Annotated in this window: 14 protein-coding genes; 3 read left to right on the plus strand and 11 right to left on the minus strand. The window is 74.7% G+C overall.

Going from position 1 to position 18,791, the window contains the following annotated elements; all coding sequences use genetic code 11:
- Positions 1 to 144: 144 nt before the first annotated feature.
- On the minus strand, positions 145 to 750 hold the full coding sequence (gene fxsA, locus ACH4PY_RS13065) for an FxsA family membrane protein (protein WP_398180122.1): 606 nt from the start codon (positions 748 to 750) through the stop codon (positions 145 to 147).
- A 91-nt stretch (positions 751 to 841) separates the two neighbouring features.
- Here fxsA and ACH4PY_RS13070 point away from each other — a divergent pair, with 91 nt between their 5' ends.
- Positions 842 to 1,606, plus strand: coding sequence for a hypothetical protein (locus tag ACH4PY_RS13070; RefSeq protein WP_398180125.1), 765 nt, complete (start codon positions 842 to 844; stop codon positions 1,604 to 1,606).
- Positions 1,607 to 1,620: 14 nt separating this feature from the next.
- Here ACH4PY_RS13070 and ACH4PY_RS13075 read toward each other — a convergent pair whose 3' ends face one another.
- The 5 genes from ACH4PY_RS13075 to ACH4PY_RS13095 form a co-directional block, all read right to left on the minus strand.
- Positions 1,621 to 2,505 (minus strand): polyprenol monophosphomannose synthase, encoded by an 885-nt coding sequence (locus ACH4PY_RS13075; protein ID WP_398180128.1) that lies wholly within the window; start codon positions 2,503 to 2,505, stop codon positions 1,621 to 1,623.
- The gene (gene lnt / locus ACH4PY_RS13080) at positions 2,502 to 4,181 is read right to left on the minus strand and encodes an apolipoprotein N-acyltransferase (protein ID WP_398180131.1); all 1,680 of its coding nucleotides are present in this window, start codon (positions 4,179 to 4,181) and stop codon (positions 2,502 to 2,504) included. The genes ACH4PY_RS13075 and lnt overlap by 4 nt, the downstream gene beginning before the upstream one ends.
- A gap of 640 nt (positions 4,182 to 4,821) precedes the next feature.
- Positions 4,822 to 6,498: an amidohydrolase gene (locus tag ACH4PY_RS13085; protein WP_398180134.1), complete on the minus strand. Its 1,677-nt coding sequence runs from the start codon at positions 6,496 to 6,498 to the stop codon at positions 4,822 to 4,824.
- Between the two features lie 169 nt (positions 6,499 to 6,667).
- Positions 6,668 to 7,108, minus strand: a complete 441-nt coding sequence (locus ACH4PY_RS13090) for an Lrp/AsnC family transcriptional regulator (RefSeq protein WP_398180847.1) — start codon at positions 7,106 to 7,108, stop codon at positions 6,668 to 6,670.
- Between the two features lie 35 nt (positions 7,109 to 7,143).
- The gene (locus tag ACH4PY_RS13095) at positions 7,144 to 8,385 is read right to left on the minus strand and encodes an FAD-binding protein (RefSeq protein ID WP_398180138.1); all 1,242 of its coding nucleotides are present in this window, start codon (positions 8,383 to 8,385) and stop codon (positions 7,144 to 7,146) included.
- Between the two features lie 408 nt (positions 8,386 to 8,793).
- Between ACH4PY_RS13095 and ACH4PY_RS13100 the strand changes: the two genes are divergently transcribed.
- The gene (locus ACH4PY_RS13100; RefSeq protein WP_398180850.1) at positions 8,794 to 9,165 is read left to right on the plus strand and encodes a hypothetical protein; all 372 of its coding nucleotides are present in this window, start codon (positions 8,794 to 8,796) and stop codon (positions 9,163 to 9,165) included.
- Positions 9,166 to 9,225: 60 nt separating this feature from the next.
- Here the strand turns inward: ACH4PY_RS13100 and ACH4PY_RS13105 are convergent, their stop codons facing one another.
- A complete protein-coding gene (locus tag ACH4PY_RS13105) occupies positions 9,226 to 10,401 on the minus strand; it encodes an acyl-CoA dehydrogenase family protein (protein ID WP_398180141.1) in 1,176 nt (391 codons plus the stop codon).
- Positions 10,402 to 10,659: 258 nt separating this feature from the next.
- Between ACH4PY_RS13105 and ACH4PY_RS13110 the strand changes: the two genes are divergently transcribed.
- A complete protein-coding gene (locus ACH4PY_RS13110; protein ID WP_398180144.1) occupies positions 10,660 to 12,300 on the plus strand; it encodes a serine/threonine-protein kinase in 1,641 nt (546 codons plus the stop codon).
- Between the two features lie 12 nt (positions 12,301 to 12,312).
- Here the strand turns inward: ACH4PY_RS13110 and ACH4PY_RS13115 are convergent, their stop codons facing one another.
- The 4 genes from ACH4PY_RS13115 to ACH4PY_RS13130 form a co-directional block, all read right to left on the minus strand.
- Positions 12,313 to 13,569: an SLC13 family permease gene (locus ACH4PY_RS13115; RefSeq protein WP_398180853.1), complete on the minus strand. Its 1,257-nt coding sequence runs from the start codon at positions 13,567 to 13,569 to the stop codon at positions 12,313 to 12,315.
- Between the two features lie 106 nt (positions 13,570 to 13,675).
- Positions 13,676 to 15,856, minus strand: coding sequence for a putative bifunctional diguanylate cyclase/phosphodiesterase (locus ACH4PY_RS13120; protein ID WP_398180856.1), 2,181 nt, complete (start codon positions 15,854 to 15,856; stop codon positions 13,676 to 13,678).
- A gap of 2 nt (positions 15,857 to 15,858) precedes the next feature.
- Complete coding sequence (locus ACH4PY_RS13125) at positions 15,859 to 16,674, minus strand: SAM-dependent methyltransferase (protein ID WP_398180147.1); 816 nt, start codon at positions 16,672 to 16,674, stop codon at positions 15,859 to 15,861.
- A 304-nt stretch (positions 16,675 to 16,978) separates the two neighbouring features.
- A complete protein-coding gene (locus ACH4PY_RS13130; RefSeq protein ID WP_398180151.1) occupies positions 16,979 to 18,226 on the minus strand; it encodes a carbohydrate-binding protein in 1,248 nt (415 codons plus the stop codon).
- Between the last annotated feature and the right edge of the window lie 565 nt (positions 18,227 to 18,791).

The raw sequence follows: 18,791 nt of genomic DNA on the forward strand, positions 1-18,791 counted from the left end.
ACGCCGCGTCCCCCGGCCGGGCGGTCGTGTGTCCGCGTACGGGTGAGTCCGGGAGTGAGTCTGCTCACATCCGCGCCCCCGCCTCGCGCTCGCGCGACGGGGGCGCCCTCATGAGCCGGGGGCTCAGCGGTCGTGCCGGGGGGCTCAGCGGTCGTGCTGGTGGTCGACGACCTCGCCCTGGATGACCTTGCCGTCCGGGCGGTGCATACGGGCCTGCTCACCGGCCTGCTGCGCCTGCTGGAAGAGGTCGCCGATCGAACCGGGCCCGGCGTCCGGGTGGCGCCGCAGCGAGCGACGGGCCAGCCGTTCGGCGAGCGATCCGGCGAGCCTGCGGGTCGGCGGGAAGAGCAGCACCAGGCCCACGGCGTCGGACAGGAATCCGGGGATCATCAGCAGCAGCCCGCCGAGCATGTGCAGGCCCGTGCGCCCGCCGCCCGCGGGAGGCGGCACCGGCGCCCCCTCCCCCGGACCGCCGCCGGGCACCTGCACGGCGGCCGTCAGATTCCGCCAGGCGCTGCGCCCGGCACGCTTGACGGCCGCGGCGCCCAGCACGAAGCCCGCGATGACGCACAGCAGCACGACGAGGCCGCTGGTGGCCGACGCCACCACCGTCATGAGCCAGATCTCCAGCACGGCCCACGCCGCCACCACCAGGGGCACCACGGTACGGGCGCGGGAGCGCCGCTGCGGCTGCCGTGGCGGCTGCTGCCCGGGCTGCGGTCGGACGGGGCGCGAGGAACTCGTCGTCATAGCTCAAGTGTGCCAAAGAGCAGGTAAAGCCCGGGTCGGTGGCCCCGCCCGCGATGGACGGCGGGACCGCGGCGCGGCCACGATGTGCGGCGTGACGAACTCCGCGCCCGGCGCGCAGCCCGAGCGGCAGCCGGCACCCGCCCCCGCACCGCCGCCCGCACGGCCCGCGGAGGCCGCCGAGGGGCCCGCGGCGGCGCTTGTACCGGCCTGGCGCCGGGTCACCCGCGGGGAGCCGCGGTGGGCCTCCACCTCGACGGTGCTGGCCGTGGTGGTGATCCAGTTCGCGCTGCCCGCGCGGCTCTCGGTGCACCCGCGGTGGCTGATGCCGGTGGTGGAGCTGGCGCTGCTGGTCGCGCTGGTCGCGGGCAACCCGCACCGCATCGAGCGCTCCTCCCGGACCTACCGGATGCTGGAGCTGGCCCTCACGCTCGCGATCGGCGGCGCGAACGCCTACGGGGCCGTACGGCTGGTCGCGGGCCTCGTACGCGGCACCGAGGGCGGCTCCGCGGGCCCGCTGCTGCTGACCGGCGGGGCGATCTGGCTGATCAACATCGTGATCTTCGGGCTGCTGTACTGGGAGCTGGACCGCGGCGGCCCCGCCGCCCGTGCGCAGGGCGAGCGGGACGTCCCCGACTTCCTCTTCGTCCAGATGCAGGTGCCGGAGATGGCGCCGGCCCACTGGGAGCCGGCTTTCTTCGACTACTTCTACCTGTCGTACACCAACTCCACCGCCTTCAGCCCGACCGACGTCATGCCGCTGACGCGGTGGGCGAAGGCGCTGATGCTGGCGCAGTCCGCGGTGTCGCTGCTGACCGTGGTGCTGGTGGTCGCGCGGGCGGTGAACATCCTGCAGTAGCCGCCGGGCGGCCGTCAGGGCGTCTGCGACTCCCGCTCGGGCGAGGCGTCGGCGGCGGCGGGGCCGGCCTGCTCGGGCACGGAGACCGCGCCCTCCGCGGGCCGCGCGGCGGCGGGGGCGTCCGGAGCGGCCGCGTCGGGCCTGCGGCCGGTGAGCTGCCCGGCGCGCGAGCTGACGCCCCAAGCGGTGACCCGCAGGAACGCTTCGGCGACGATGTTGCGGCTCATCTTGCTGTCGCCGCGCTCCCGCTCGACGAAGGTGATCGGCACCTCGATGACGTGGAAGCCCGCCTTGACCGCGCGCCAGGCGAGGTCGACCTGGAAGCAGTACCCGGCGGAGGCCACGTCGTCCATGCCGAGGCCCAGCAGGGTCTCCTTGCGGAAGGCGCGGTAGCCGCCCGTCACGTCCCGCAGCGTCACACCGAGCATCAGCCGGGAGTACGTGCTGCCGCCGCGGGAGATGAACTCACGGCTCTTGGGCCAGTTCACGACCCGGCCGCCGGGAATCCAGCGCGAGCCGAGCACCAGGTCGGCGCTCTTCAGCGCGGTGAGCAGGCGCGGCAGCTCCTCGGGCTGGTGGGAGCCGTCGGCGTCCATCTCGACCAGCACGTCGTAGCCGTGGTCGATGCCCCAGCGGAAGCCCGCGAGGTAGGCGGCGCCCAGGCCCTCCTTGCCCTTGCGGTGCATGACGTGCACCGCGGGGTCGGCCGCCGACAGCTCGTCGGCGAGCTTGCCGGTGCCGTCGGGGCTGTTGTCGTCGGCGACGAGGATCTCGGCCTCCGGCACCGCGGCCCGCACCCGCCGCACGATCGGCACGACGTTCTCGGCCTCGTTGTAGGTCGGGATGATGACCAGGACCTTGCCCAGCGGGCCGAAGGTCCGCTGCTCGCCGTCGTTCACTGCTGCTCTTGCCCTTTCGCCGTGCGGGTGCGCTCGCGCCTGCCGAGCGCGACGGCAGCCGCACAGGACAGGAGCCCCACCATAGCGAGAGTCCACTCGGGTGCCGCACCGACGCGATCGGCCGTCGTCGTGCCGTCGCGCAGCGGGATGTCGGCGTCGAGCACCGTCTGCGTGAATTCCTTGCTGCGCTGCTCGATCTTGCCATCAGGAGCGACGATCGCGCTGATTCCGCTGGTCGCGGCGGTGACGATGGCCCGGCCGTGCTCGATCGCGCGCAGCCGGGACATCGCGAGCTGCTGCTCGGGCTGCCCGGTCTCGCCGTAGGTGGCGTTGTTGGTCTGGACGACGATGGCGCGGGCGCCGGCGTTCACGGTGTCGCGCACGATGCTGTCGTAGGCGACCTCGAAGCAGATCACGTCGCCGAGCCGGGCCGGGCCGATCTGCAGCACACCCGTCGTCCTGCCGGGGTAGAAGTCGCGCGGGATCTCGTCGAGCCGGCTGATGACCTTGGTCAGCTCCTTGCGGAAGGGCACGTACTCGCCGAACGGCACCGGGTGCTGCTTGGTGTAGTGCGCGCCGGGGCCCTTCACCGGGTCCCAGACGATGCCCTCGTTCTGCACGTGGTCGGCGTCCGGCCCGTCCACGAGCACCCCGACCAGGACGGGGACGCCGACCGCCCGCACCGCCTCGGTGATCTTGTCGTACGCGGCCGGGTGGCTGAAGGGGTCGAGGTCGGAGGAGTTCTCCGGCCACAGCACCAGGTCCGGCTTGGGCACCTTGCCCGCCTTGATGTCGGCGGCGAGCTTGAGGGTGGCCTTGACGTGGTTGTCCAGGATCATCATCGGACGGCCCAGGAAGTGCATGCCCGGCTGCTGCACGTTGCCCTGCACCACCGCGATCCGGACGTGGTCCTGGGCATCGGTCGGCACGGGCACCAGCAGCCCGGCCAGCAGCACCGCGGCCGACAGCGCGAGCGCACCGGCCGCGGACAGCGCGGTACGGGCGTCGCGCGGCTGCGGACGCAGCCGGACCAGCGCGAGGGCCGTCGCGGCCAGCAGCGTGCCGCTCAGGGCCACCGCGAAGGACACCAGCGGGGCGCCGCCGAGCGCGGCCAGCGGGGTGAAGGGCGAGCCGGTGTTGGCGAACGCCAGCCGCCCCCAGGGGAAGCCGCCGAAGGGCAGCCGGTCGCGGGCCAGCTCCTCGGTCACCCACAGGCACGCCGCCCACACCGGCCAGCCCGGCAGCCGCGTCACGGGCACCGTGAACGCGCCCAGCGCGGCGAGGAAGCACGCCTCGATGACCGCGAGCCCGACCACGGCGTCCCAGCCGACGGTGTGCAGCCACTGGAGCAGCCAGATGAAGAACGGCAGCCCGAAGGCGAAGCCCAGCCACGCCCCCTGACGCACCGTCCGGCCGCGCATCAGCAGCGTGAAGGCGGCGACGGCGACGAGCGACAGCGGCCACACGTCGTACGGCGGGAAGGCGGCGGCCAGCGCGAGACCCGCCGCAGCGGCGACGGCACTGTCGCGCCACATCCGGCGGACGAGCGCGGCGAACCGCTGCCGGCGGGTGGGGCGCGAGGCCGGGGCCGGGCCCGGATCCGCGACGGGCCCGCCGTCCACGGCGGAAGCCGGGGGGCGCGCCGGCGCGGCGGCGGAGTCGGAGGGTTCCGGCACGCCGGACTCCGCCGGGGGCGCCGCGCTCGCGGCTTCGGGGCGCAGGCGCACGATCGCGGCCTTCCTGCAGGTGGAGACGGGGTGAAGGCGACCGTACCCCGGGATGGCACCCGGGTGGGCCGCACGTGGGCAAAGCTTCCCACCTCAACCTGTCAGGCCCAAAGCCGCGCCCGCGCGGAGCGCGCCGCTGCGGAACGGGCCCGGACACCCTTCGGGCCGACCCGGGGCGCGCTGGCTGCGCGTCCGCCGAGGCCGTTGTCTACTGGGCGTCCGGGCCCTTCCCGGGTCCCACCTGCCGATCGGGCGGTGCTCACCCTCCGTACCCTCACGGGCGGAGAGGGCCACTGGCGAGCCGCGTTCCGCGTCGAGCGCGCTGGACCTGGCTGCCAGTGGCGGCGTGCACGTGCGGCGCGACGCCCCACGGCCCAGCGGCGGTCGACGCCCTCGCGAGTACCCCCGGTCCGGCGTCCTGTGGTGGACTTCGCCGAACCTACTCGCCCTCGACGGGCAACTGTCAACAGCCCTTTGACCTGCGGAGTTTCACCAAATCAGCAGGTCAGTGCGGACCGGCCCGGGGCGCTGCGACACGCCGCTGACCGGCCAGGGCACACCGTTCGGCCGCATCCGGCGGCGCCCGCGGTCACCCGTTCGGCCGCTCGTGGACCGTACGGCCGCCGACGACCGTGCGCAGCGCCACCGGCAGCGCGCCGCCCGGGGTCAGGTCCGGCAGACCGGGCACGCCCGAGCGCGGGTCCGTGGACCAGTTGGCGACCCGCTCGTCGGGCGCCTGGACGACCAGGTCGCCGACGCTCCACACGGCGTAGTCGGCGGGCGCGCCCGGCACCAGCACGCCCGCGTCGTCCCGCCCCGCCGCACGCCAGCCGCCGCGGGTGTGGGCGGTGAAGGCGCCGCGGGCGGAGATGCGGTGCGCGGCGGTGCGGTGGAAGGCCGCGGCCCGCACCGCGCCCCACGGGTCCAGCGGGGTGACGGGGCTGTCCGAGCCCAGCGCGAGCGGTACGCCCGCGCGGCTCAGCGCGGCCAGCGGGTTGAGGGCCGCGGCGCGCTCGGCGCCCAGGCGCTGCGCGTACATGCCGTCCGGGCCGCCCCAGGTGGCGTCGAAGGCGGGCTGCACGGACGCGACGAGGCCGAACTCGGCGAAGCCGGCGATCGCGTCCGGCGAGAGCAGCTCGGCGTGCTCCACGCGGTGCCGCAGCGCCCGCACCCGGTCCAGGCCCGCGTCCGCCGCGGCGGCCCGTACGCCCGCCACGACGGTGTCCACGGCGGCGTCGCCGATCGCGTGGAAGCCCGCCTGCACCCCCGCCCGGGTGCACAGCAGCAGGTGCCGGGCGACGGTCTCGGCGTCCAGGTACGCCACGCCCGTGCTGCCCGGCGCGTCCGCGTACGGGGCGTGCAGATGCGCGGTGTGCGAGCCGAAGGAGCCGTCGACGAACAGGTCGCCCGCGGCGCCGGCCGCACCGAGGTCGCGCAGCCGCTCCAGGTCCGCGGGGCCGCTCACCGGCTCGGCCCAGTAGCCGAGCACCCGCGGGCCCCCGCCCCGCGCGGCGAGCGCGAGCAGGGCCGTCAGGTCGTCCTGCGAGGAGATCTCCGGGCCCGCGCACTCGTGGACGGCGCCGATGCCCTGCGCCGCCGCGTGCCGCAGCGCCGCCCGCTGCGCCGCGTCGCGCTGCGCGGGCGTCACGGCGGCGTACGCGGCCCCGCGCACGGCGTGGTGCGCGTCGCGCGTCAGCGGCGCCTGCGGGTCGTGGCCCGCGCGTCCCGCGAGGTCCGGTACGAGGGCGGCGAGCGCGCTCGTGACGGCCGCGGAGTGCACGTCCGTGCGGGACAGGTACAGGGGGCGGCCGCCCGCCGCCGCGTCCAGCTCCGCGCGGGTCGGCGGCCGGCGCTCCGGCCACGCCGTCTCGTCCCAGCCGTGCCCGAGCAGCACCCGGTCCGCCGGGTGCGCGGCGGCGTGCGCGGCGACCCGCTCCAGCGCCTCCCGCAGGCTGCCGCAGCCCGTGAGGTCCAGCCCCGTCAGGGCCAGGCCGGTGGACGTGACGTGCACGTGCGCGTCGGTGAACGCGGGGGTGACGAGGGCGCCGTCGAGGTGGACGATCTCGTCCACGCCGTCGGCGAAGGAGTCGGCCGCGCATTCGCCGCCGACCCAGGCGACGGTGTCGCCCTCGACGACCATCGCGGTCGCGAACGGGTCCGCGGGGCTGTAGACGAAGCCGCCGCGCAGCATGAGGGTCCGCATGCCGCTGGGCTGGTCCTGGGTCTGGGGCTGGGGCTGGGGCTGGGTGGTGGAGCTGGGGCGCATCCCCCCAGTCTCCCCCGTCCCGGCGTCCGCCCCGGCCGCGGGGTACGCCCCGGGCTGCCCCTTGCGGTGGCGTTCGCGATCCTCTGCCGGTGGTGGGCTGAGCGCGCAGTTCTCCCCCACCGGCAGACGGTCGCGCGGGCCACCGCAAGAGGCACCCCGGGGCGCCCCCCTACATCCGCGGAGGGCGCGACTCGTACGGGGTGGAGAGGACGACCGTCGTGCGGGTCGAGACGCCCGCGAGGGTGCGGATCCGCGCGAGGAGGTGTTCGAGCTCGCTCGGCGTGCCCACCCGCACCTTGAGTATGTAGTTCTCGTCACCCGCCACGGAGTGGCACGCCTCGATCTCCGCGACGTCGGCGAGCCGTTCGGGGATGTCGTCCGGCGCGCTGGGGTCGAACGGCTTGACGGAGATGAAGGCGGTCAGCGGCAGCCCGACGGCCTCCGCGTCGACGATCGCGGCGTACCCGCGGATCACCCCGCGCTGCTCCAGCCGGCGGACCCGCTGGTGGACCGCCGACGTGGACAGACCGGTCGCCTTGCCGAGGTCGGTGTAGCTCATGCGCCCGTCGGCCATGAGCAGTTCCACGATCTGCCGGTCCAGCTCTTCCACAGCCGACGACCTTACCGTTCCGCCGGGGATTTCGGTCATCCGCGGAGCATACGGTCGAGGAAGGCGTTGGAGAAGGTGCCCGCGGGGTCGGTCGCGGCGACGCGCGCGGCGAAGTCGTCCATCCTCGGGTAGCGGGCGCGGACCTCGGCGGGGTCGGTGGTGAAGAGCTTGCCCCAGTGCGGCCGGGCCGCGTAGGGCGCGAGCGCGGCCTCCAGCGGGGCGAGCACGGCCAGGACGGCGGCGGTGTCCTTGACCCAGGTGAAGTGCAGTCCGACGGTGTCGCGGCCGTACGCGGGGCTGAGCCACAGCCGGTCGGCGGCGATGGTGCGGATCTCGCAGATCTGCAGCGCGGGCGCGATGGTGTCGCGCATCGCGTCGAGCGCGGCGAGCGCGGCGGTGGCGTGCGCGCGCGGCACGAGGTACTCGGACTGGATCTCCTCGCCGTTGCTGGGCGTGAAGCCGGGCCGGAAGTGCGGCAGCCGCTCGTGCCAGGGCCCGGGGACGTCGAACTGCTCGGTGCAGTGCACCGGGTCGACGCCGGGCACCGGGTGCAGCTTGGTCGGCGCGGGCTCGGCCCACGGGAAGTCGGCGTCGGGGGCGTCGGCGAGCTGCTTGAGCCAGACCTGGGTGAAGCGCGGGCCGCGCCAGTCGGTGAAGAGGCTGACGCTGTACGCGGCCGAGGTGATCGCGTCGAAGTGCTCGACGGCGTCGGCGAGGTCGAGGCCGGTGCGGACCTGCTGCCGTACGGCGAAGTCGGGCCGCAGGTCGAGGGTGAGGTGGGTGACGACGCCGAGCGCGCCGAGGGCGACGACGGCGCCGTCGAAGGTGTCGGGGTCGGCGGCGCGGCTCATGGTGTGGATGGTGCCGTCGGAGGTGACGAGGTCGAGGCCGGAGACCGCGGTGGCCAGCGAGCCGTTGCGGTCGCCGGAGCCGTGGGTGCCGGTCGCGACGGAGCCGGCGACGGAGATGTGCGGCAGCGAGGCCATGTTGGGCAGCGCCCAGCCGTGGGCGTGCAGGTGCGCGGCGAGGTCGGCGTAGCGCACACCGGCGGCGACCCGCACGGTGCGGGCGGCGGTGTCGATGTCGATCTCGGGCGGCAGCGCGGAGGTGTCGATGAGGGTGCCGTCGGTGTCCGCGATGTCGCTGAAGGAGTGGGCGCTGCCGAGCGCCTTGGCCCGGCGGCTGCCGGCGACGGCGGACCGCAGTTCCGCCACGGTGGCCGGGCGTCGTACTTCGGCCGCCGAGAAGGTCAGGTTCCCCGCCCAGTTGGTTCGCATCACGTCACGCTTCCGATCCCGCGGGACCCGTCCTGGCCTCGCCTGTTGGCACTGTATCCGGCCGGTTGGCAAGGCGCCGCGCGGGGGCTCACGGGGGTGCGCGGGCGCACGCCGGGGGCGCATGAACCGGCCAACCGCGGGAATGTGACGAAGCACACACCGGATGGACCGGTCCGCCCGCTATGGCGTGGTTACCCGCGTAGCGCGGCGGGAAGTGCTCGCTATGGCCTGAGGCGTGACGCCCGGCCGACCCGTTGGAGGGGCACTCACCCGAGGGGGACACGCACCATGCGTCATCACGTGCGCCGCAGTCGCAGCGAGCGGACCGCTCCCGCGTTCGAGGAGGGCCACGAACGCGGCCCGACCCCGGCCGCCGGCCTTACGGACGCCGACGCGTCCGACGACCTGATGGACATCTTCGCCGCCGAGGCTGAAGCCGGCGTCGAGGACGTCCTCGACGAGGACACCGCGGACGTCGTCCGGCTGTCCTGCCCCGGCTGCGGGCGGCCCATCGCGGTCCTCGCGGACGAGGACCGCCTCCCGCAGCACGCGCTGTGCCCGACGCCGTGGAATCCGTTCGGCCTGACGGTGTGCGACGGTTCCGGCCGCGCGGTCGCCGAGGCCGGCCCGGTCGCCGTCGGCGCCGCGGACCGCCGGCCGGACCTGGCCGTGCTGCTCACCCTGCCCGCCGGGCTGGACTGGCGCACCCAGCCCTTCTCGCACGTCGGCGGCCCCGAGTCGCGCCCCGTCCACCTGCCCCCGCAGGGGCTCGCGGCCTAAGGCCCGCGGTCGGGCCGGCGCCTCCGACGCCGGCCCCCGCTCCCATCGCCGCGCCGCGGCTCAGCGGCGGGATTCCGGTCCCGCCAGGTGGCGGGCGACGACCATCCGCTGGATCTGGTTGGTGCCCTCCAGGATCTGCAGCACCTTCGCCTCCCGCAGGTAGCGCTCCAGCGGGAAGTCGGCGGTGTAGCCGTATCCGCCGAGCAGCTGGACGGCGTCGGTGGTCACCCGCATCGCGGTGTCGGTGCAGAAGAGCTTGGCCATCGCGGCCTGCGCGGAGAAGGGCTCCCCGGCGTCCCGCAGCCGCGCGGCCGACAGGTAGAGGGCGCGGCCGGCCTCCACTCCGGTCGCCATGTCGGCGAGCATGAAGCGCAGTCCCTGGAAGTCGGCGACCGGCCTGCCGAACTGCTGCCGCTCCAGGACGTAGCCGAGTGCCGCGTCCAGCGCGGCCTGGGCGACGCCGATCGCGCACGCGGCGATGCCGAGCCGTCCGGAGTCCAGGGCGCCGAGGGCGATGGCGAAGCCCTGGCCGAGGTCGCCGATCCGGCGGGCGTCGGGGACGCGTACCCCGTCGAGGTGCAGCTGCGCGGTCGGCGAGCCCTTCAGGCCCATCTTCCGCTCGGGCGGGGCCGCGGACAGCCCCGCGGTGTCGGCGGGTACGAGGTACGCCGAGATGCCGTGCGCGCCCTCGCCGCCGCTGCGGGCCAGCACGGTGTAGAAGTCGGCGACCCCGCCGTGGGTGATCCAGGCCTTGGTGCCGTCGAGGACCCAGTCGTCGCCGTCCCGGGCCGCGCGGGTGCGCAGGGCCGCGGCGTCGGAGCCGGAGGTGGGCTCGGACAGGCAGTAGGCGCCCAGCAGGCCGCCGCCGAGCATCGCGGGCAGGTGCTCGGCGCGCTGCTCCTTGGTGCCGTAGTGCGCGAGGGCGTGGCAGGACAGGGTGTGGACGCTGACGCCCATGCCGACGGTCAGCCGCGCGGCCGCGAGCTCCTCCAGCACCTGGAGGTAGACCTCGTAGGGCTGGCCCCCGCCGCCGTACTCCTCCGGGTAGGGCAGGCCGAGCAGTCCGGACTCGCCGATCAGGGTGAAGACCTCGCGCGGGAAGCGGCCCGCCTCCTCCTGCGCCGCCGCGGCGGGGGCGATCTCGCGCTGGGCCAGTTCCCGGGTGAGCGCGAGCAGGTCGCGCGCCTCCTCGGTGGGCAGTTGGCGGGACACCGGCTGCGGGCCGTACTTCTGCATGGCGGCGCACTCCTCCCGGTCGGGGGCTACGGGGCGGGCCGCCGTGGGTGGGCGGTTCCGTCCGATGGGCATACCCGGCTGCCGCCCTCCCGTACCGGATCACGGCACGGGCTGATCGACGAGACCGGCGCGTTGGAGTATGCCGGACGCGGCGGCGCACGTCACCGGTGCGCCGACGCCGGACGCGGGCCCGGGTGAAGATCCGCGGGTTTCCGGAACGGCGGGGCCGGGCGGGGCGCGCCGTCGTACGCTCGGCCCATGGAGAGGCTGCAAGCCGGAGACCCGCGGTCGATCGGCGGATATCCCTTGTTCGCGCGGCTCGGGGCGGGCGGGATGGGGCAGGTGTTCCTCGCCCGGACCCCGGCGGGCCGGGCTCTGGCGCTGAAGACCGTTCGGCCGGAGTTCGCGCTCGACCCCGGCTTCGGCGCCCGGTTCGCCCAGGAGATCCGCAACGCCGACCGGGTGCGCTCGCCGTGGACGGTCGCGGTGGTCGACTTCAGCCCGCCCGGCAGCGGCCCGCAGTGGCTGGCGACCGAGTACGTCCCGGCGCCGTCGCTCTCCGACCGGGTCGCCGCCCACGGCCCGCTGCCCGCGCGGGCGGTGACCGCGCTGGCCGCCGAGCTGTGCGGGGCGCTGCGGACCGTCCACGAGGCGGGGCTCGCGCACCGCGACGTCAAGCCGTCCAACGTGCTGCTGGCCGGGCGGCGCCCGCTGCTCATCGACTTCGGCATCGCCCGCGCGGCGGAGGACACCCGGCACACCAGCACCGGCGGGATGATCGGCTCCCCCGGCTACATGGCGCCCGAGCAGGCCACGGCGGGCTCGGCGGCCGAGCCGGGCGACCTCTTCGCGCTGGCCGCGGTGCTGGTGTACGCGGCCACCGGGCACGGGCCCTTCCAGCACCCCGGCGAGGAGGTCTCCGCGCCGGCGCTGCTCTACCGGGTGGTGCACGAGGACCCGGACCTGGACGGTGTGCCCGCCGAGCTGCTGCCGATGCTCCGCGCGTGCCTGGCCAAGAGCCCGGCGGAGCGCCCCGACGCCCGGACCGCCGCCGAGCTGCTGCCCGGCGGCGGTGCCACCGGCGGGTGGTCCGCGGCCGCTTCGGAGCTGGCGGCGGACCTGGCGGCCCGGGAGGCGCAGACCCGGGCGGCGCTGGGCGCGGCGCCCGCCGCGGACCTCGGCCCCTCGCCGTACGGTCCGGGCACCACGGCGTACCCGACCGGGCCCGCCCCGCACACTGCCCCGCACCCGCAGCCGGTCCGGCCCACGGTCGCGGCCCCGACGGCGGGGCACCCCTACGGCGGCGCGCCCGCCTCCCCCGCCACGCCGGGGCGGCTGCGCGCGAACGGCCCGCTGCTCGCGGCGGCCGGCGGCGCGGTGGCGGTCGTGGCGGTGCTGGCCGTGGTGCTCAGCCAGAACCTGGGCACCGGATCGGGCGGCGACGGTGGCTCGGGCGGCGACACGGGCGGCAAGGGCACGGGCAGCACGTCGTCCGGGGCGTCCGCGGCCACCTCCGGTGACCGGCTGCCGGCGGCGTGGGTCGGCACCTGGTACGGCGAGGGTCCGGGGAGCTACTCGCAGGGCAGCAGCTCGGTCAAGGTCACGCTCACCCTGCGGGGCGGCAGCCGCGGCAGCACCGTCGGCAAGCAGGTCAGCAACATCCCCGTACCCGACTCCGGTGTGGACAACGGCTGCACCGAGGACCTGCGGCTCACCGGTGTGCAGGGCGACATGATGACCTTCGAGGCGGTCACCAGCGTGCCCACCGACCGCGATTCCGATCTGCACTGCGCCGACGGCCGCGTCTACACGCTGTCCATGACCGATGCCACGCACCTGCAGCTGGCGCCCGGCTCCACGGCCCCCGGGTCGCCGACCGTCCTGCGGAGGACGAGCTGAGCGGGGCGCCTGTCAGGTGCCGGTGAGCCGCAGTCCCGCCCACAGCGCGGCGGTCGCGGCGACCAGGGTGGGCGGCACGGTGAGCAGCCCCAGCCGGGTGAAGGTGCCGAGCTTCGCGTCCGCCCCGTGGTCGTGCAGCACGCGGCGCCACAGCAGGGTGGCGAGCGACCCGGCGTAGCTGAGGTTGGGCCCGAGGTTGACGCCGATGAGCACGGCGAGCACCGGCCCCGCGCCGCCGGACTCGGCGAGCGGCAGCAGCGCGAGGGTGGCCGGCAGGTTGTTGATCAGGTTGGCCAGCACGGCGGAGAACGCGGCGACCCCGAGCAGCGCGGGCAGGCTGTCGCCGTTCGGCAGCACCGCGTCGGCCGCGTCGGACAGCCCATTGCGCACGACCGCCTCGACGACGACGCCGAGCGCCAGCACGAACAGGCAGAACAGCGGCCCGGCCGCCTTGACCAGGCCGGGCACGGTGGCCCGCCCGCGGTACAGGGCGCGCACCCCCAGCACCAGCGCGCCGCCCAGCGCGGCCCAGGCCGGGTTGATCCCGGCGAGCGAGGTGACGGCGAAGCCTGCCAGCGTCAGGCCGAGCACCACGAGGGTGACGACGGGGACGGCGGGCGGCTCGCCGCGCTCCGGCGGGTGCTCGACGACCGCGAGGTCGGCGGCGAAGAAACGGCGGAAGACGGCGTACTCGATGCCGACGGCCAGCAGCCAGGGCACCGCCATGAGCAGCGCGAAGCGGGTGAAGGTGATGCCCGCGGCGGTGAAGGCCAGCAGGTTGGTCAGGTTGGACACCGGCAGCAGCAGGGAGCCGGAGTTGGCCAGGTGCGCGCACGCGTAGACGTGCGGGCGGGCGCGCGCCCCGGCCCGTGCGGCGGTCGCGATGACGACGGGGGTGAGGAGCACGACCGTGGCGTCCAGGCTGAGCACCGCGGTCACCACGGCGGCGACGGCGAAGACGCCCGCGAGCAGCCGCTGCGGGCGCCCGTGGCAGGCCTGCGAGATGGCGTCGCCCGCGGCGGTGAAGAGCCCGTCGTCGGCGCACAGCTCGGCGAGCACGAGCACCGCGGCGAGGAAGCCGACGACGGGTGCCAGTTCGCGGATCTGGTGCCAGGCTGCGGAGAGCGGCACGGCCCCGACGGCGGTCAGCAGCACCGCGGCGGGCACCGCGGCGGCGGCTTCCGGCCAGCCGTGCGGGCGCAGCACGGCGAAGCCCAGGACGAGCAGCAGCGCGGCCACGGACAGCGTCTCTGCGGCTGCGGTGCTCAGCGGAACTCCCTGGTGCGGATGACGGCGTACCAGGGGATTTCATCACAGCCGGGGGCGGTGCCCGGACAGCGCCGCCGTGCCGCGAGCCGGTGCCGCGTCAGGCGCGTCAGCCGGCGTCGGCGAGGGTGAGCTTGTGCAGCCGGTCGGCGGGTCCGGCCTTGCCGTAGTACCAGCCCTGGGCGGTGTCGCAGCCCAGCGCGCGCAGGTGGTCGGCCTGGACGCGGGTCTCGACGCCCTCGACGGTGACGGTGAGGCCGAGGGCGTGCGCGAGGGTGACGACACACTCGACGATCTTGAACTCCATCGGGTCGGCCGGCTTGCACCGCATGCCGCGGGTGAAGGCGCGGTCGAGCTTGAGCACGCTGACCGGGAGCCAGCGCAGCGAGGCGAGGTTGGAGTAGCCGGTGCCGAAGTCGTCCAGCGCTATGGCGACCCCGAGGTCGGCGATCCGCCGCAGCGGTTCGAGGGCGTCCTTGTCGGCGCCGATCAGGGCGCTCTCGGTCACTTCGAGGCACAGCGCGCTCGGCTCCAGGCCGCTCTCGCCGAGGACCGCGGCGACGTCGGAGACCAGGCCGCGGTGGCCGAGCTGCACGGGCGAGAGGTTGACGTTGATCCGGGGCGGCGGCCCCGGGCAGTGCAGGTCCTGCCGCCACTCCTGGGCCTGCCGGACGGCCTGCTCCAGCACCCAGCGCCCGAGCGGCACGATCTGCCCGGTGCTCTCGGCGAGCGGGATGAACCGGTCGGGCCCGAGGACGCCGTGCACCGGGTGGCTCCACCGCACCAGCGCCTCGGCGCCGAGCACGGAGTTGTCCTCCAGCGCGATGAGCGGCTGGTACTCCACGAAGAACTCGTGGTGGCGCAGCGCGCTGGGCAGCTGGTTGGTCAGGCCGTGCCGGGTGATGGCACGGGCGTCGGCGTCCGCGTCGGCGACCTCGTAGCGGTTGCCGCCGCGCTCCTTCGCGCGGTACATCGTGATGTCGGCGCTGCGCAGGATGTCGGCCGGGCCGCGGCCGCCGACCGGGCCGTGCACGATGCCGAGGCTGCCGTGCACGGTGAGCTGGCGGTCGTCCAGCAGGACCGGGGTGGACAGCGCGCCCAGGATGCGCGCGGCCAGGTCGGTGACGGCCCGCCGGTCGGGCGGGTCGGCGTACAGCGCCACGAACTCGTCGCCGCCGATGCGCGCGACGAGCTGGTCCGGCGAGGTGACGCACTCGCGCAGCCGGTCCGCGACGGCGAGCAGCAGCCGGTCGCCGACGGCGTGGCCGAGGCTGTCGTTGACGGCCTTGAAGCCGTCGAGGTCCAGGTAGCACACGCCGATCTGGCGGGACGGCCCGTCGGCGGGCTCCTCCAGGGCCTGGTCGAGGCGTTCGAAGAACAGCGCCCGGTTGGGCAGCGCGGTGAGCGCGTCGTGGGTGGCCTGGTGGCGCAGCCGCTCCAGCAGCCGGCGGCGTTCGGTCACGTCGTCGAGCAGCGCGAGCTGGTAGCGCGGCCGGCCGGCGGCGTCCCGCAGCAGCGACACCTGGACGTCGGCCCACAGCACCGAGCCGTCGGCGCGCGGGTAGGCCTTCTCGATCTGGTAGTGGTCGCGCTCGCCGGTGACCAGTTCGCGGTTGACGCCCTCGGTGTCGGTGGAGTTCTCCGGGTGCAGCCAGTCGGCGGTCCTGCGCTGCCGGATGAAGGACTCGCTGCCGAACATCCGCACCAGGGCCGCGTTGAGCTCCAGGATGGTGCCGTCGAGATCGGCGATGCCGATGCCGACGGCGGCGGTCTCGAAGACCGCCCGGAAGCGGGCCTCGCTCGCGGCGAGCGCGCTCTCCGCCTCGCTCTTGGCGTTGAGGGCGGCGCGCGAGATGGACTCCTGCTCACGCAGGGTGCGTTCGCGCAGCGCGTGGGCGAAGCCGACGGCGACCGCGTGCTGCAGCCGGGCGCAGCGCGCCCGGCACTCGTCGGCGGGCAGGCCCAGCTCGGGACCGGGACCGCAGTAGAGGACGAGGTAGGCGTCGATGACGCCGAGGATGCTGGGCAGCGCCTCGGGGTCGGTGCAGTGCGCGGCGACCAGTCCGGTGCCGACCTGGACGGCCGCGCGCGGCTCGAAGCGCTCGGCGTGCAGGGCGTCGCGCAGCACCGCGGCCAGCGGCAGGAGATGCGCCTCGAACTCCGCCTTGGTCATCGAGGTGGCCGTCACCGGGTAGACCGCCCGGCTCCAGATCGCCGCGAACCGGGCCAGGCTGTCGTCGTCCACCGCCGTCGCCGGGCCCGGTCCGTACCCGGCGAGGACCGGTCGCAGCGTCACGCCTTCAGCCCCACGCCGGACAGCCCGGCCAGTACGGCGGGATCGATGTCGTCCCCGGGCGGGGAGTCGGGGCGCCAGTACGGGAGCGTCACGACACCGGGCTCGAGCAGCTCGAATCCGGTGAAGAAGCGTTCCACCTCCTGCGGCGAGCGCAGGATCAGCGGGGTCCGGGTGCGCCGGTAGATCTTGACGGCCTCGTCCTGGTCCTCGTTCATCTCGGTCTGCTGCGTGCCGTGGGTGACGACCAGCACGCTGCCGGGCGCGAGGGCGTCGCGGAGGGTGGCGACCACGCCGTACGCGTCGTCCTCGTCCTCGGACAGGAAGTGCAGCACCGCGACGAGCAGCAGCGCGACCGGCTGCCCGAGATCCAGCAGCCGCCGGGTCTCGGGGTGGTCCAGGACGCCTCGCGGGTCGCGCAGGTCGGCCGCGGCGATCGTGGCGTGCTTGTTGCCGTCGAGCACCGCCTTGCTGTGCTCGACGGCGACCGGGTCGTTGTCGACGTAGACGACGTTCGCCTCGGGGTTCAGGGCGTGCACGACCTCGTGGACGTTGCCGAAGGTCGGTATGCCCGAGCCGATGTCGAGGAACTGGGTGATGCCGCGGCCCACCGCGTAACGCACCGCGCGGCGCATCATCGCCCGGTTGGCCTGCCCCAGCTTGGGGATGCCCGGCATGGCCTCGATGGCCTTGCGGGCCGCGTCCCGGTCCACCTCGAAGTTGTGCGAGCCGCCCAGGAAGTAGTCGTACACCCGCGACACGCTGGGCACGTTGATGTCGATACCGGGGGGTGCCCAGGAGGGTCGCTCAGTCACGGTGGGAGTCTCCAGGTCGAGGGGCCGGGGTGGACGCGTCCGGAGCAACTGTCGCGGACGGGAGGCCGCTTGTCCCTGTGAGGCTACTGATCGTGTGTTCGGAGCGAAACAACCAACCGGAGACGCTACGTCCGTTTTCGGTCAACAACCACCGGCATGTGCAGGTGCGAAAACGCGCCACGGCGAATTCGCGCAGAGGAAGCGGGCAAGCCCCGTCAAGAAGATGGGCCCGCGGCACCTCACGCCGCGGGCCCTTCAGCGATTTCCGGCCAATCTCCGCGGGCCGGGTGTCGTCACGCTGCGGTCAGCAGGCGCCCTCGTCCTGCCACACGCCCCACTCGCCGGTGGTGCCGGGCTCCTCGTTGGTCGTCCACCACTTGGCCTTCCACAGGTGGCCGTTGTGCGCGACCTCGTTGCCGCCCGTGTAGACCGCGGAGGCGCTCCACTGGGCGGCGGTGCAGGTGCCGCCACCGCCGGGTGAGGTCGGCGGGGTGGTCGGCGGCGTCGTCGGCGGGTTGGTGGGCGGGGTGGCGCCCGCGAACTTCACCGAGAACTTCGCGAACTCCCAGTTGCTCTGCGGCACGCTGCTGCACGTGCCCGAGGTGGTCTGGTTGTCCGGCGGGGTGCACTGCCGGTCCCGGTTGAGGGACCAGAAGGTGAAGCGGGCCATGCCGTGGCTGGTCGCGTAGTCCAGCACGGTCTGGAAGTCCGCCTGGTAGAAGTACTCGCCCGCGTCGCTGCGGCCGTTCATGCCGGAGAAGCCCTCGTGGGCGTACGCCGTCGCGGTGTCCCAGCCGAAGGTGGTCTTCAGCAGGCCGTTGAAGGCGGTGAGCGCCGCGGTCTGGGCGGCGGCGCCGTTGAAGCCGCCGTCGAAGGGCATGATGGAGAAGTTGTTGGGCGTGAAGCCCTGCGACTTGGCCTCGTTGAGCATCTGCTGGCCGAACCAGCCGGTGCCGGCCGCGGTGCCCGCGGTGGTCACCGAGATGTACAGGCCCGGGTTGTTCTGCTGGAGGATCTTGGCCGCGCCGATCTCGTGCGCGACGGCCGCGGTGTTCTCGTACTCCGGCTCCTCCAGGTCGAAGTCCATCGCCTTGAGCTGGTACTTGTTGATGACCTGCTGGTAGGCGGCCGCGGTCGAGGCCGCGTCGGAGCAGGCCTGGCCGAGCTTGGTGCCGCCGTAGCCGCCGATCGAGACGGAGACGTCACCGCCCTTGGCGCGGATCGCGGAGATGACGTTGCCGACCGCGGTGTCGGACGAGACCGCGCTCGTGCCGCTCCATGTCGGCGTACAGCCACCCCCGTTGGGGGCCAGGATGAACGCGAGCTGGAAGGCCTTCAGGCCGGTGGCGTCCATGATCGCGGTCGCGTCCGGCGGATTGTTGTCGGTCGGCATCAGATACGGGGCGGCGGCGTACCACTGGCTGCCCAGGGCGGACGACGCCGCCGTGGCGCCGTTCGCCTGCCCGGCGCCGACCGTGGCCACGGCACCCAGCCCGGCCACGGCGAGCGCGGCGGCGGCCACGCCCGAACCCAGTGCTTGGAGACGCTTCACGTCTGGAACCTCCTGTGGGGGAACGTGCCAGCAGAATCCAGCGCTGACACGAACCCGTCAATGAGTTGGTCCAGACCTTTAGAGCAATCCACAAATTGGTCGAGACCAATTTGTGGCAGAAGCGGCACGTGGGCGCTCCGCGCCGGTAGTTGGGAACATGCCGCTGCCGCGGCGAGGGGCGGCGCGGGCGCCGGGGGCGAAGCAGCACGCGGGCGCTGCCGCGCCAGGCATAGGGAACATGCCGCTGCCGCCGCAGCCGCCGGGCACACCCGCACCGGGGCGAAGCAGCACGCAGGCGACCCGCGCCGGACGGGGGTGACGTGCCGCTGCCGCGGCGCGGGCGGGCGCCGGGGACACCCGTGCCGGGGCGGAGCGGCACGTGGGCGACCCGCGCCGGAAGGTGGTGATGTGCCGCTGCCACGGCGCGGGCGGGCGCCGGGCACACCCGTGCCGGGGCGAAGCAGCACGCAGGCGACCCGCGCCGGAAGGTGGTGATGTGCCGCTGCCACGGCGCGGGCGGGCGCCGGGCACACCCGTGCCGGGGCGAAGCAGCACGCAGGCGACC

Origin of the sequence: Streptomyces sp. NPDC021224 (assembly GCF_044332905.1) — a bacterium.
In the GTDB taxonomy this organism is placed as follows: Bacteria; Actinomycetota; Actinomycetes; order Streptomycetales; family Streptomycetaceae; genus Actinacidiphila.